Raw genomic sequence first — 14045 nt, 5'->3', positions numbered from 1 at the left:
AGAAATCCGTCACATACTTATCCCTTGCGCGCCACCTCATAGGCCGCCAGCGTCGCCAGTCTTGCTTGTTTATGATCGACAATCGGACGAGGATAGTTAAGCGTAACCTGCGCTTTTTCAGCCCACGTCCACGGATCATGAATGGCTTTACCCGGCACATCGCGCAGTTCCGGCAGCCACTGGCGGATAAACTCGCCGTCGCGATCAAATTTTTCGCCCTGAGTCGTGGGGTTAAAGATACGGAAATACGGTGCGGCGTCGGTCCCGGTTGAGGCCGCCCACTGCCAGCCGCCGTTATTGGCCGCCAGATCGCCATCGATCAGTTGCGACATAAAATATTGCTCGCCTTTACGCCAGTCGATCAGTAGATCTTTCACTAAAAAACTGGCCGTAATCATGCGTAATCGATTATGCATCCAGCCCGTGGCGTTGAGCTGACGCATCGCCGCATCAACAATCGGGTATCCCGTGTTCCCTGTTTGCCAGGCTTGCAAATGTGCAGGATTATTCTGCCATTGCACGCGATCGGTCCAACGGATAAACGGTTGATGCCGACACAGCGCCGGATGGTAAGTCATCAGATGACGATAAAATTCACGCCAGATAAGTTCGTTCAGCCAGACGCTGCCTTCCCCTCCTTCAAGCGCCTGCGGCTGCTCCGCGAGCAGTCGATTCAGGCACTGGCGCGGCGACAATCCCCCTGTCGCCAGGCTCGCGGATAATCGACTGGTACCGTCAACCGCGGGGAAATCACGCCGTTGCTCATATTCTCTCGCGGCCTGCTGGCAAAACTGGCGTAATTGCGCGATAGCCAGTTTTTCTTCTGCCACAAACCGCTGCGTATCAAAATCTTGCTGCGGATAGCTCAGCGTTATTGATGTTAACGGAGCGTCAAGAGCGCCGCTTTCTCTCACCTTCGGCGCACTAACGCATTCTGGAACACCCTCTTTAATCCGCTTCAGCCAGGCATTTTTAAACGGTGTAAAGACTTTATACATTTCGTGATTGCCGGTCATGACCGCCCCCGGAGGCAAGATCACGCTATCGTCAAACCCTTCACACACCACATGGGGTAGTACCTTCTCAACGGCGACATCACGCTGACGTTCGTTTATTTCGTATTGATAGTTATAAAACAATCGGCTGACGCTATGCTGTGCGCAGACGTTTTTGACGGTTTCCACGCTGGCCGCAAAATCTGCGACTTCATCAAACAGAAGCGGGATGCCTTTTTCCGCCAGCGCCGTCTGCAACGCATTCAACTGCGCACTCACAAATGCCGCCTGACGTGGGGCCATTTCGTGCGCCTTCCACTGCTCAGGAGTAGAGATATATAGCGCGATGACCTGCGCAGTACGATCCCGACAAGCCGCCGCCAGCGCGAGGTTGTCATGCAGACGTAAATCACGTCGAAACCAGACCAGATGGGTGGTCATAATACTCCCGGATATAAATTAATCATTGCCACTCGTTATCTATTACACCGACAAGTGTAGACGTCGGCGCATAAAAAAAACCGCCACATTACTGTGAGCGGTTTTCTTGAGCAAGAACGATAACTTAGTAGAAATCGCAGGTGGCTTTTTCAGCCTGCTCCATCCACACCGGTTTATCACTGGTTTTAGACCAGACGCGGTGCAGGTAGCTGTAAAAACGAGCGCGGTCTTTCCAGAACAGCATGACCGGTAGCGCCAGCACGCCCGCCACTACGGCAAAGGTACGGCGCAAGAAAACAATGTGTGCTGGATATTCTTTATAAAAGTCCATAATCCTCTCCCATATATCTGTTCGGTGAATAGCACCGGAAAAATAAACTTGGTTAACTGATGAAAATAATACCGCCTTGTGTGTAATTTTGCTACTCATCCGACCACTTATTTTTATCTATTGATGCTCCGTTTAGCTTAAAACTGTAATTAAGTTACATAAAAGTTAAATTAATACTAACCATTAGTTAAATAATGGTTTTTGCCATTTTTATACTTTTTTTACACCCCACCCGCTGATTTTTGCGAAATCTTTGCAAGCAAAAACCTACGCTCTGGTTATCACATTTATGCCACTGGAGGTGCACTGTGAGTGCAGGCGTGATAACCGGCATTGTGCTGGTCTTTTTATTATTAGGTTACCTGGTCTATGCCCTGATCAATGCGGAGGCGTTCTGATGGCGGCCCAAGGATTTTTACTCATTGCCAGTTTCTTGCTGGTGCTATTTGTCATCGCCAGACCGTTGGGATTTGGGCTGGCTCGACTGATCAACAATACGCCCCTGCCGGGTCTGGTTGGCGCGGAGCATTTACTCTGGCGCGGTCTGGGCATCTCGCAGCAGGAGATGAACTGGCGGCAGTATCTGCTGGCTATCCTTGCTCTCAATGCGCTGGGCCTGCTGGTCCTGTTTTCGATGCTGATGGCGCAAAACCTGCTACCGTTAAATCCCCAACAACTGCCAGGGCTTTCGTGGGATCTGGCGCTCAACACGGCGGTGAGTTTTGTCACTAATACCAACTGGCAATCCTATGCTGGCGAAACCACCTTAAGCTATTTCAGCCAGATGGCCGGGTTGACCGTGCAGAATTTCCTGTCTGCGGCGACCGGAATTGCGGTGATTTTTGCCCTGACCCGCGCTTTCACACGCCAGAGTATGAACACGCTGGGCAACGCCTGGGTCGATCTGGTTCGCATTACGCTGTGGATCCTCGTCCCTATTGCGTTGCTCATTGCCCTGTTCTTCATTCAGCAAGGTACGTTGCAAAACATATTGCCTTATCAGCCCATCACCACCCTTGAAGGGGTGAAACAGCTGCTGCCAATGGGGCCAGTCGCCTCACAGGAAGCGATTAAGATGCTCGGCACTAACGGAGGGGGATTCTTTAACGCTAACTCATCGCATCCGTTTGAAAACCCAACCGCACTGACCAATCTGGTACAGATGCTGGCTATTTTCTTAATTCCCACCGCGCTGTGTTTTGCCTTTGGTGATGTAGTGGGCGATCGTCGTCAGGGGCGGACCTTACTGTGGGCCATGTCATTGATTTTTGCGGTCTGCGTTGCCGTCGTGATGTGGGCCGAAGTTCAGGGCAACCCGCACCTGATGGCATTCGGTGCCGACAGCAATATCAACATGGAGGGCAAGGAGAGCCGCTTTGGCGTGCTGGCCACGAGTCTCTTTTCCGTCGTCACCACAGCAGCATCCTGCGGGGCTGTCGATGCGATGCATGACTCCTTTACCGCACTGGGCGGCATGGTACCTATGTGGCTGATGCAGATTGGTGAAGTGGTCTTCGGCGGTGTGGGTTCAGGTCTGTACGGCATGCTGCTGTTCGTGCTGCTGGCGGTATTTATCGCCGGGTTAATGATTGGCCGTACGCCGGAGTATCTGGGTAAGAAAATCGACGTGCGCGAAATGAAAATGACCGCGCTGGCGATTCTGGTCACCCCTACGCTGGTCCTGCTCGGGACAGCGATCGCCATGATGAGCGATGCCGGGCGCAGCGCCATGCTTAATCCAGGTCCTCACGGCTTTAGTGAAGTCCTGTATGCCGTGTCGTCTGCCTCGAACAACAACGGTAGCGCCTTTGCCGGATTAAGCGCCAATAGCCCGTTCTGGAACTGCCTGCTGGCCCTGTGCATGTTCTTCGGTCGCTTCGGCGTGATCATCCCCGTGATGGCTATTGCCGGGTCGCTGGTCAGTAAAAAGATCCAGCCAGCAAGCCCAGGCACGCTACCTACCCACGGCGCGCTGTTTGTCGGGTTGTTAATCGGTACGGTGTTACTGGTTGGCGCTCTCACCTTTGTTCCTGCCCTGGCGCTTGGCCCGGTCGCAGAATACCTGTCATTACACTGAGTGATGCGGAGCACATTACTATGAGTCGCAAGCAACTGGCGCTGTTCGAACCCTCTCTGGTCGCACAGGCGCTGATGGACGCCGTGAAAAAATTAAGCCCACATACCCAGTGGCGTAACCCGGTGATGTTTATCGTCTGGCTGGGCAGTTTGTTAACGACCCTGTTAACGGTGGCGATGGCAACAGGTCATATGCAGGGCAGCCCGTGGTTTACCGGCGCGATAAGTCTGTGGCTGTGGATTACCGTTCTGTTCGCCAACTTCGCTGAGGCGCTGGCGGAAGGTCGCAGTAAAGCTCAGGCTAATAGCCTAAAGGGAGTCAAAAAAACCGCCTTCGCCCGCAAACTTCGCGAACCCAAATACGGCGCGGCAATGGATCACGTTCCTGCCGATGATTTACGGAAAGGGGATATCGTGCTGGTGGAAGCTGGCGATATTATCCCATGTGACGGCGAGGTCATTGAAGGTGGTGCATCAGTAGATGAAAGTGCCATTACCGGTGAATCCGCGCCTGTGATTCGTGAATCCGGTGGCGATTTCGCCTCCGTCACCGGCGGGACCCGCATCCTCTCCGACTGGCTGGTTATCGAATGCAGCGTAAACCCCGGTGAAACGTTCCTCGACCGGATGATCGCCATGGTTGAAGGCGCGCAGCGGCGTAAAACGCCCAATGAAATCGCCCTGACGATCCTGCTGATTGCCCTGACCATTATCTTTTTGCTGGCGACCGCCACGCTATGGCCGTTTTCCGCCTGGGGTGGTAGTGCGGTCAGCATCACGGTGCTGGTTGCCTTGCTTGTGTGTTTGATCCCTACAACGATAGGCGGACTGCTCTCAGCGATTGGTGTCGCCGGGATGAGCCGCATGCTGGGCGCGAATGTCATCGCTACCAGCGGACGTGCAGTAGAGGCGGCAGGTGACGTAGACGTACTGCTGCTGGATAAAACAGGCACCATTACGCTGGGTAACCGTCAGGCTTCGGATTTTCTGCCCGCCCACGGCGTGGACGAAAAAACGTTGGCCGACGCCGCACAGCTTTCATCGCTGGCCGATGAAACGCCGGAAGGCCGCAGCATCGTGATCCTGGCAAAACAGCGCTTTAATCTGCGTATTCGCGACGTGCAATCGCTACACGCTACCTTTGTGCCGTTTACCGCCCAAAGCCGGATGAGCGGCATCAACATCGACAACCGAATGATCCGCAAAGGGTCGGTCGATGCCATTCGTCGGCACGTTGAAGCCAACGGCGGCCACTTTCCCGCCGATGTGGAGCAGAAGGTCGAAAGCGTCGCTCGCCTTGGCGCAACGCCGCTGGTGGTTGCCGAAGGCTCCCACGTACTGGGCGTGATTGCGCTGAAAGATATTGTGAAAGGCGGGATCAAAGAACGTTTTGCTCAACTGCGCAAAATGGGGATTAAAACGGTGATGATCACCGGCGATAACCGCCTGACCGCCGCCGCGATCGCCGCTGAGGCCGGAGTGGATGACTTCTTAGCTGAAGCCACGCCGGAAGCCAAGCTGGCGCTGATTCGTCAGTATCAAGCGGAAGGTCGTCTGGTGGCAATGACCGGCGACGGAACCAATGACGCACCTGCCCTGGCGCAGGCCGACGTTGCGGTCGCCATGAACTCTGGAACCCAGGCAGCGAAAGAAGCAGGTAACATGGTGGATCTCGACTCCAACCCCACCAAACTGATTGAAGTAGTGCACATTGGTAAACAAATGCTGATGACGCGCGGTTCGCTGACCACTTTCAGTATTGCCAACGACGTCGCGAAGTATTTCGCTATTATCCCGGCCGCCTTCGCCGCCACCTATCCGCAGCTCAATGCGCTGAACGTGATGGGACTGCATTCGCCAGACTCGGCTATCCTCAGCGCGGTTATCTTTAACGCGCTGGTTATCGTCTTTCTGATCCCACTGGCGCTAAAAGGCGTGAGCTACAAACCTTTGTCCGCATCCGCGATGTTGCGCCGCAATTTGTGGATCTATGGTTTGGGCGGTTTGGTTGTGCCGTTTATCGGTATCAAAGCGATTGATTTACTGCTGACCCTGCTGGGTCTGGTGTGAGGTTTCAGATGAGTGGATTACGTCCTGCATTATCAACATTGATTTTCCTGATGCTTATCACCGGCGGGGCTTACCCGTTGCTGACGACCGCGCTGGGGCAGTGGTGGTTTCCCCACCAGGCTAACGGTTCGCTTCTTAGCGAAGGTCAGGTTGTTCGCGGCTCTGAGCTCATCGGGCAACATTTTACCGCTGCCGGTTATTTTCAGGGGCGTCCGTCTGCCACAGCTGAAATGCCCTATAATCCAATGGCTTCAGGCGGCAGTAATATGGCAGCCAGCAACCCGGAACTGGATAAACAGCTGCAAAGCCGGATTGCCGCACTGCGTGCCGCCAACCCGCAGGCCAGTCCTGCCGTCCCGGTAGAGCTGGTAACGGCTTCTTCCAGCGGGCTGGATAACAACCTGACGCCAGCCGCGGTGGCCTGGCAAATTCCCCGCGTGGCGCAGGCTCGCAACCTCAGCGTTGAAGAGGTTACGCGGTTGGTTGCACAATATACGCACAAGCCGTTGGTCAGTTTTATCGGTCAGCCGGTGGTGAACCTGGTGGAACTTAATTTAGCGCTGGATAAGCACTGAGAAAAAGGACATGCATAACGAACCCTTACGCCCCGACCCCGATCGCCTGCTGGAGCAGACCACGGCCCCGCACCGGGGAAAACTGAAAATTTTCTTCGGTGCCTGTGCTGGCGTCGGCAAAACCTGGGCCATGCTGGCAGAGGCCCAGCGACTGCGGGCGCAAGGGTTAGATGTGCTGATTGGCGTGGTGGAAACCCATGGACGCAAAGAGACCGCCGCGCTGTTGGACGGCCTCAGCATCCTGCCGCTAAAGCGACAGGCGCGTCACGGCCGCCATATCAATGAGTTCGATCTCGACGCGGCGCTGGCCCGCCGTCCGGCGCTCATTTTGATGGATGAACTGGCGCACAGTAATGCGCCAGGCTCACGGCATCCTAAGCGCTGGCAGGACATTGAAGAGCTGCTGGAAGCCGGGATTGATGTTTTTACTACCGTTAACGTGCAGCATCTGGAAAGTCTCAATGACGTGGTCAGCGGCGTTACCGGCATTCAGGTTCGTGAAACCGTACCCGACCCTTTTTTCGATGCCGCCGACGATGTGGTGCTGGTCGATCTCCCCCCCGACGATTTGCGCCAGCGCCTGAACGAAGGCAAGGTTTATATCGCCGGTCAGGCAGAAAGAGCAATTGAGCATTTCTTTCGCAAAGGTAATCTGATCGCGCTACGTGAACTTGCCCTGCGCCGCACGGCTGATCGGGTAGACGATCAGATGCGCGCCTGGCGAGGACGTCCGGGAGAGGAGAAAGTCTGGCATACCCGCGACGCTATTTTACTGTGCATTGGGCACAATACCGGCAGCGAAAAACTGGTACGCGCCGCCGCACGTCTGGCGGCGCGTCTCGGCAGCGTCTGGCATGCGGTGTATGTCGAAACGCCCGCGCTGCATCGACTACCCGAAAAACAACGCCGCGCAATTTTAAGCGCTCTGCGGCTGGCTCAAGAGTTAGGCGCAGAAACAGCCACCCTTTCCGACCCCGCCGAAGACAAAGCGGTCATCCACTATGCCCGTGAGCATAATCTGGGAAAAATTGTGCTCGGGCGTCCGACTACCCGTCGCTGGTGGCGTAGCGATTCCTTTGCCGACAAACTCGCTCATCGCGCACCGGATCTCGACCTGATGATTGTTGCGCTCGATGAGCCCCCTTCACGCCCTGTGCTGCAAACGGCAGATAGCCGCACCTTTAAGGATAAATGGCGGGTACAAATTCAGGGTTGTGTAGTTGCCGTTGCGCTGTGCGCCATCATTACGCTAATCGCCATGCAGTGGCTAATGGCCTTTGACGCCGCCAACCTGGTGATGATCTATTTATTGGGTGTGGTGGTTATCGCACTCTTTTACGGACGCTGGCCGTCAGTGCTGGCAACCTTTATTAACGTCGCCAGCTTCGATCTCTTCTTTATTGCCCCACGCGGGACGCTGGCCGTTTCAGACGTTCAGTACCTGCTCACCTTTGCCGTAATGCTAACGGTAGGGCTGGTTATTGGTAATCTGACCGCCGGGGTGCGTTATCAGGCGCGGGTTGCGCGTTATCGTGAACAGCGTACGCGTCATTTGTATGAGATGTCGAAAGCGCTGGCCGTCGGTCGGAGTCAGATGGATATCGCCGCCACCAGTGAACAGTTTATCGCTTCAACGTTTCAGGCCCGCAGCCAGGTTTTACTGCCCGGTGAGAACGGCAAGCTGGCCCCGCTCACCCATCAACAGGGCATGACGCCGTGGGATGACGCCATTGCCCAATGGAGCTTTGACAAAGGGCAACCGGCCGGTGCAGGCACCGACACGTTACCGGGCGTGCCATATCAGATTTTACCGTTAAAAAGCGCCGATAAAACGCATGGGCTGCTGGTGGTCGAACCGGGAAATTTACGCCAGCTTATGATCCCCGAACAGCAACGCCTGCTGGAAACCTTCACTCTACTGGTAGCCAGTGCGCTGGAGCGCCTGACGCTGACCGCCAGCGAAGAGCAGGCGCGGTTTGCCAGCGAGCGCGAAAGCATTCGCAACGCCCTGCTCGCTGCTCTGTCCCACGATTTGCGCACGCCGTTGACGGTGTTGTTCGGTCAGGCGGAAATCTTAACACTGGATCTGGCCAGCGAGGGATCGCCGCACGCGCGCCAGGCCAGTGAGATTCGCCAGCACGTTCTGAATACTACCCGACTGGTTAATAACCTGCTGGATATGGCGCGAATTCAGTCTGGCGGCTTTAATCTTAAGAAGGAGTGGTTAACGCTGGAAGAGGTGGTCGGCAGCGCCCTGCAGATGCTGGAGCCCGGTCTCTCTGCCCCAATAAATCTGTCGTTACCTGAACCGTTAACACTGATTCACGTCGATGGTCCGCTCTTTGAACGGGTGCTGATTAATCTGCTGGAAAACGCCGTCAAATACGCGGGGCCACAGGCGCAAATCGGTATTGATGCCAGCGTCGATGGCGCACATCTGCAACTGGACGTCTGGGATAATGGGCCGGGTATTCCGTCGGGTATGGAACAGCGCGTTTTTGACAAATTTTCCCGGGGGAATAAAGAGTCATCGGTGCCCGGCGTTGGGCTGGGGCTGGCAATTTGTCAGGCTATTGTGGACGTGCACGGCGGTACTATTTCGGTCCACAATCGCGCGCAGGGAGGAGCCTGTTTTCGTGTTACACTGCCCCAGGAAATCCCCCCTGAACTTGAAGATTTTCATGAGGATATGTGACGAACGTACTGATTGTTGAAGATGAACATGCCATTCGCCGCTTTCTGCGCACCGCGCTGGAAGCCGATGGCCTGCGTGTATATGAAGCGGAAACGCTGCAACGTGGTCTGTTGGAAGCCGCCACGCGAAAACCCGATCTCATCATTCTCGATCTCGGCCTGCCGGACGGCGACGGCATTGATTTTATTCGCGACCTGCGGCAATGGAGCGCGATTCCGGTGATTGTGCTTTCAGCCCGCAGTGAGGAAAGCGATAAAATTGCTGCGCTGGATGCCGGTGCCGATGACTATCTCAGTAAACCCTTTGGTATTGGCGAGCTACAGGCGAGATTGCGCGTGGCATTGCGTCGCCACGCCAGCGGTGCGTCTCCCGAACCGGTGGTACATTTTTCCAACGTCAAAGTGGATATTGCCGCGCGCCTCGTTCACCGTGGTGACGAGGAAATTCATTTGACGCCGATTGAGTTTCGTCTGTTAGCGGTTCTGCTAAATAATGCCGGGAAGGTACTGACGCAACGCCAGTTGTTAAATCAGGTTTGGGGACCAAACGCCGTCGAACACAGTCATTATCTACGTATTTATATGGGACACCTGCGCCAGAAGCTGGAACAGGACCCGGCCCGTCCGCGTCATTTTCTGACCGAAACCGGAATTGGCTATCGGTTTATGCCGTGAATTCTTATTCATTTTTTCTGATTAATTAATAAATATATTTTTCATTACTCACTCCACTGCATAATACTTATTATGCAGCCAGTAGAATATTGTAAAAAAATAATAAAATACAAATAAATAACATATAAACAACAAAACAGCATCTTGTCCCGCACTATGCATAAATGGCGACTAAATATTTTATAAACGATCGTTTTTTATTGATCTTCTTCACAGTTCATAGCCATTTCCTGGATAAAATACCCGCACCTTCCACTTATCCAGTAAAGGTAACTAAAATGGAAAATAATAGCCGTACAATGCCACATATAAGGCGAACAACGCATATTATGATGTTTGCCCACCGCAACAGTTTCGACTTTCATTTCTTTAATGCCCGTTAGTCTTCCGACTAAGGGCACTCAAGTATACAGGTCTTCCTGACTCTCTGTATCGCAGGCTAACGCCTGTATCCGCAGTGCTCTCCCTGCATAACCCTGTATTACCTGTGACCGGACCGGTTAGGGTTTATTGCATCTTCAAAAAAGCAATTTACTGATTTATTTATCAGCGGTATGACTTTGCTTTTTTTTCCGGAGTTATCAATTTCTCATTTGAGAAATTGAGGACCTGCTATTACCTAAAAATAAAGAGATGAAAATGTCAGAATTAAAAATTGCCGTAAGCCGTTCCTGTCCTGATTGTTTTTCTACGCAGCGTTCTTGCGTAAATATCGATGAAAGTAATTTTATTGATGTTGCTGCTATCGTATTATCCATCAATGATATTGAACGTGGAAAACTCGATGAAATTGACGCCACCGGCTATGGGATTCCTGTTTTTATCGCCACCGAAAATGAAGAACGTGTTCCATCTGAACATCTGCCGCGCATCTCAGGTGTATTCGAATGTAATGAAGCCCGTACCGCCTTTTATGGCCGGCAGTTAGAAACCGCCGCCAGCCATTATGAAACGCAGTTACGTCCGCCGTTCTTCCGTGCGCTTGTCGACTATGTCAATCAGGGCAACAGCGCCTTTGATTGTCCTGGTCATCAGGGAGGCGAGTTTTTCCGTCGCCATCCTGCGGGTAATCAGTTTGTCGAATATTTCGGCGAAACACTTTTCCGCTCCGATTTGTGTAATGCCGATGTCGCAATGGGTGATCTGCTGATTCACGAAGGCGCTCCCTGCATCGCACAACAGCACGCAGCTAAAGTTTTCAACGCGGATAAGACCTACTTTGTACTGAACGGGACCTCCTCATCGAACAAAGTGGTGCTTAACGCATTGCTCACCCCAGGCGATCTGGTGTTATTCGACCGCAACAACCACAAGTCAAACCACCACGGCGCGTTATTGCAGGCCGGGGCAACGCCGGTATATCTGGAAACTGCGCGTAACCCGTACGGCTTTATCGGCGGGATCGACGCGCACTGCTTTGAAGAAGGCTATCTACGTGAACAGGTGAGTGAAGTTGCGCCACAACGTTCGAAAGATGAGCGTCCATTCCGTCTGGCCGTGATTCAGTTAGGTACCTACGACGGCACAATCTATAACGCCCGTCAGGTGGTGGATAAGATCGGTCATCTGTGCGACTACATCCTGTTTGACTCCGCGTGGGTTGGCTATGAGCAGTTTATTCCGATGATGGCCGATTGCTCTCCGCTGTTGCTGGATCTTAACGAAAATGACCCCGGCATTCTGGTCACCCAGTCAGTGCACAAACAACAGGCAGGCTTCTCTCAGACTTCGCAGATCCACAAAAAAGACAGCCATATTAAAGGCCAGTCTCGCTACGTGCCTCATAAACGAATGAATAACGCGTTCATGATGCACGCCTCCACCAGCCCGTTCTATCCGCTCTTTGCCGCACTGGACATCAACGCCAAAATGCATGAAGGCGTCAGCGGGCGCAACATGTGGATGGACTGCGTCGTCAACGGAATTGATACTCGTAAGTTGATCCTGGAAAACTGCCACCATATCCGCCCGTTCGTGCCGGAGATAGTAGAAGGTAAACCGTGGCAGGCTTATCCCACCGCTGAAATCGCCAGCGACCTGCGTTTCTTCCATTTTGTCCCCGGTGAACACTGGCATGCCTTTGAAGGGTATGCCGAACACCAGTACTTTGTGGATCCATGCAAATTGCTGCTCACCACTCCGGGTATTAATGCGCGTAACGGCGAATACGATACCTTCGGCGTTCCGGCTACCATTCTGGCTAACTTCCTGCGCGAAAATGGTGTGGTGCCCGAAAAATGCGACCTCAACTCCATCCTGTTCCTGCTGACCCCCGCAGAAGATATGGCGAAGTTGCAGCAGCTTGTCGCCCTGCTGGTACGTTTCGAAAAACTGCTGGAAGCCGATGCCCCGCTAGCCGAGGTTCTGCCCTCGATCTACAAGCAGCACGAAGCCCGTTACGCCGGTTACACCCTGCGCCAACTGTGCCAGGAGATGCACGATTTGTATGCGCGTCACAACGTGAAGCAGCTCCAGAAAGAGATGTTCCGTAAGGCTCATTTCCCGCGCGTCAGCATGAATCCCCAGGATGCCAACTATGCATATCTGCGTGGTGAAGTTGAACTGGTGCGTCTGCCGGACGCTGAAGGTCGCATCGCGGCAGAAGGCGCGCTGCCTTATCCTCCGGGCGTACTGTGTGTGGTTCCGGGTGAAATCTGGGGCGGTTCAGTATTACGTTACTTCAGCGCACTGGAAGAAGGAATCAATTTACTACCGGGCTTTGCGCCTGAACTCCAGGGTGTCTACATCGAAGAACACGACGGTCGTAAACAGGTGTGGTGCTACGTGATTAAGCAACAAAGCGCGCAACACGCTCTGTTGAAAGGGGAAATGTTATGAGCAAAGCCAAATCCAACAAAATGGGCGTCGTCCAGCTCACTATCCTGACCATGGTTAATATGATGGGATCCGGAATCATCATGTTGCCCACCAAGCTTGCGGAAGTCGGTACCATCTCGATCATCTCGTGGCTGGTGACTGCTGTCGGTTCAATGGCGCTGGCCTGGGCCTTCGCAAAATGCGGTATGTTCAGCCGTAAATCCGGTGGTATGGGGGGTTACGCTGAATACGCCTTTGGCAAATCCGGTAACTTTATGGCGAACTACACTTATGGCGTTTCGCTGTTAATCGCCAACGTGGCTATCGCCATCTCCGCCGTTGGCTACGGTACCGAGCTGTTTGGCGCCACACTGACACCGGTGCAGATTGGCCTGGCAACCATTGGTGTACTGTGGATCTGTACCGTGGCTAACTTTGGCGGGGCGCGCATTACCGGGCAGATTAGCAGCATCACCGTTTGGGGCGTCATTATTCCGGTTGTCGGTCTGTGTATCATCGGCTGGTTCTGGTTCAGTCCGACGCTGTACGCTAACTCCTGGAATCCACACCACGTCCCGTTCTTCACGGCTGTCGGTTCTTCCATTGCGATGACCTTGTGGGCTTTTCTGGGTCTGGAATCGGCCTGCGCCAACGCTGAAGTGGTAGACAACCCGGAACGCAACGTGCCCATCGCCGTATTGGGCGGTACGCTGGGCGCGGCGGTGATTTACATCATCTCCACCAACGTGATAGCCGGGATTGTGCCGAATATGGATCTGGCTAACTCTACAGCACCGTTCGGTTTAGCCTTTGCACAAATGTTCACCCCGGAAGTCGGTAAGGTGATCATGGCGCTGATGGTGATGTCCTGCTGCGGTTCACTGCTGGGCTGGCAGTTCACTATCGCTCAGGTATTCAAATCGTCGGCTGATGGGGGTTACTTCCCTAAAATCTTCTCCCGCGTGACTAAAGTAGACGCGCCGGTTCAGGGGATGCTGGCTATCGTGATCATCCAGAGTGGTTTATCACTGATGACTATCAGCCCGTCACTGAACAGTCAGTTCAACGTGCTGGTCAACCTGGCGGTGGTGACGAACATCATTCCGTATATTCTGTCGATGGCCGCGCTGGTAATTATTCAAAAAATGGCGAATGTTCCGTCGTCGAAAGCGAAACCGGCAAACTTCGTGGCGTTTGTTGGCGCATTGTACAGCTTCTATGCGCTCTACTCCTCTGGCGAAGAAGCAATGCTTTATGGTTCTATCGTGACCTTCCTCGGCTGGACGCTGTATGGCCTGGTATCACCGCGTTTTGAACTGAAAAATAAGCATAGTTAAATCCTGGCATAAAAAAGCCCGGTAGCGCTAACGC

11 protein-coding genes are annotated in these 14045 nt (G+C 53.6%); 9 read left to right on the top strand and 2 right to left on the bottom strand.

The window, feature by feature from the left end:
* Nucleotides 1-17 precede the first annotated feature (17 nt).
* Both phrB and OGV52_RS04880 read right to left on the bottom strand, forming a co-directional pair.
* Nucleotides 18-1436, bottom strand: a complete 1419-nt coding sequence (gene phrB / locus OGV52_RS04885; protein ID WP_287108164.1) for a deoxyribodipyrimidine photo-lyase — start codon at nt 1434-1436, stop codon at nt 18-20.
* A gap of 124 nt (nt 1437-1560) precedes the next feature.
* Nucleotides 1561-1767, bottom strand: coding sequence for a YbfA family protein (locus OGV52_RS04880; RefSeq protein WP_003022870.1), 207 nt, complete (start codon nt 1765-1767; stop codon nt 1561-1563).
* Between the two features lie 308 nt (nt 1768-2075).
* Here OGV52_RS04880 and kdpF point away from each other — a divergent pair, with 308 nt between their 5' ends.
* The 9 genes from kdpF to potE all read left to right on the top strand — a co-directional run bounded on the left by kdpF (nt 2076) and on the right by potE (nt 14011).
* Nucleotides 2076-2165, top strand: coding sequence for a K(+)-transporting ATPase subunit F (gene kdpF, locus OGV52_RS04875; protein ID WP_001670793.1), 90 nt, complete (start codon nt 2076-2078; stop codon nt 2163-2165).
* Nucleotides 2165-3844 (top strand): potassium-transporting ATPase subunit KdpA, encoded by a 1680-nt coding sequence (kdpA, locus tag OGV52_RS04870; protein WP_046274707.1) that lies wholly within the window; start codon nt 2165-2167, stop codon nt 3842-3844. Before kdpF ends, kdpA begins: the two co-directional genes overlap by 1 nt.
* A 20-nt stretch (nt 3845-3864) precedes the next feature.
* Nucleotides 3865-5913, top strand: coding sequence for a potassium-transporting ATPase subunit KdpB (kdpB, locus tag OGV52_RS04865; protein ID WP_016152268.1), 2049 nt, complete (start codon nt 3865-3867; stop codon nt 5911-5913).
* Between the two features lie 8 nt (nt 5914-5921).
* Nucleotides 5922-6488 carry a potassium-transporting ATPase subunit KdpC gene (gene kdpC, locus OGV52_RS04860; protein ID WP_287108163.1) on the top strand — a complete coding sequence of 189 codons (567 nt, stop codon included), beginning with the start codon at nt 5922-5924 and terminating at the stop codon, nt 6486-6488.
* A 10-nt stretch (nt 6489-6498) separates the two neighbouring features.
* Entirely contained in the window at nt 6499-9183 is a 2685-nt protein-coding gene (kdpD, locus tag OGV52_RS04855) for a two-component system sensor histidine kinase KdpD (protein ID WP_153690612.1), read from the top strand.
* Nucleotides 9180-9857: a two-component system response regulator KdpE gene (gene kdpE / locus OGV52_RS04850; protein WP_049269245.1), complete on the top strand. Its 678-nt coding sequence runs from the start codon at nt 9180-9182 to the stop codon at nt 9855-9857. Before kdpD ends, kdpE begins: the two co-directional genes overlap by 4 nt.
* A 278-nt stretch (nt 9858-10135) precedes the next feature.
* Nucleotides 10136-10240 (top strand): leader peptide SpeFL, encoded by a 105-nt coding sequence (gene speFL, locus OGV52_RS04845; RefSeq protein ID WP_114149115.1) that lies wholly within the window; start codon nt 10136-10138, stop codon nt 10238-10240.
* A gap of 256 nt (nt 10241-10496) precedes the next feature.
* Complete coding sequence (gene speF / locus OGV52_RS04840; protein WP_047501716.1) at nt 10497-12695, top strand: ornithine decarboxylase SpeF; 2199 nt, start codon at nt 10497-10499, stop codon at nt 12693-12695.
* Nucleotides 12692-14011 (top strand): putrescine-ornithine antiporter, encoded by a 1320-nt coding sequence (potE, locus tag OGV52_RS04835; protein ID WP_016155987.1) that lies wholly within the window; start codon nt 12692-12694, stop codon nt 14009-14011. The genes speF and potE overlap by 4 nt, the downstream gene beginning before the upstream one ends.
* Nucleotides 14012-14045 lie beyond the last annotated feature (34 nt).

This window comes from Citrobacter sp. Cb041, assembly GCF_030336655.1.
GTDB classification, from domain to species: Bacteria; Pseudomonadota; Gammaproteobacteria; order Enterobacterales; family Enterobacteriaceae; genus Citrobacter; species Citrobacter braakii.
Note: the sequence above shows the minus strand (reverse complement) of the source record. Positions and strands in the feature narration are given on the sequence as shown.

Coding starts and splice junctions, on each gene's coding strand:
- kdpC (WP_287108163.1), top strand. CDS start 5,922: ATGAGTGGATTACGTCCTGCATTATCAACATTGATTTTCCTGATGCTT.
- speF (WP_047501716.1), top strand. CDS start 10,497: ATGTCAGAATTAAAAATTGCCGTAAGCCGTTCCTGTCCTGATTGTTTT.
- speFL (WP_114149115.1), top strand. CDS start 10,136: ATGGAAAATAATAGCCGTACAATGCCACATATAAGGCGAACAACGCAT.
- kdpA (WP_046274707.1), top strand. CDS start 2,165: ATGGCGGCCCAAGGATTTTTACTCATTGCCAGTTTCTTGCTGGTGCTA.
- OGV52_RS04880 (WP_003022870.1), bottom strand. CDS start 1,767: ATGGACTTTTATAAAGAATATCCAGCACACATTGTTTTCTTGCGCCGT.
- potE (WP_016155987.1), top strand. CDS start 12,692: ATGAGCAAAGCCAAATCCAACAAAATGGGCGTCGTCCAGCTCACTATC.
- kdpD (WP_153690612.1), top strand. CDS start 6,499: ATGCATAACGAACCCTTACGCCCCGACCCCGATCGCCTGCTGGAGCAG.
- phrB (WP_287108164.1), bottom strand. CDS start 1,436: ATGACCACCCATCTGGTCTGGTTTCGACGTGATTTACGTCTGCATGAC.
- kdpB (WP_016152268.1), top strand. CDS start 3,865: ATGAGTCGCAAGCAACTGGCGCTGTTCGAACCCTCTCTGGTCGCACAG.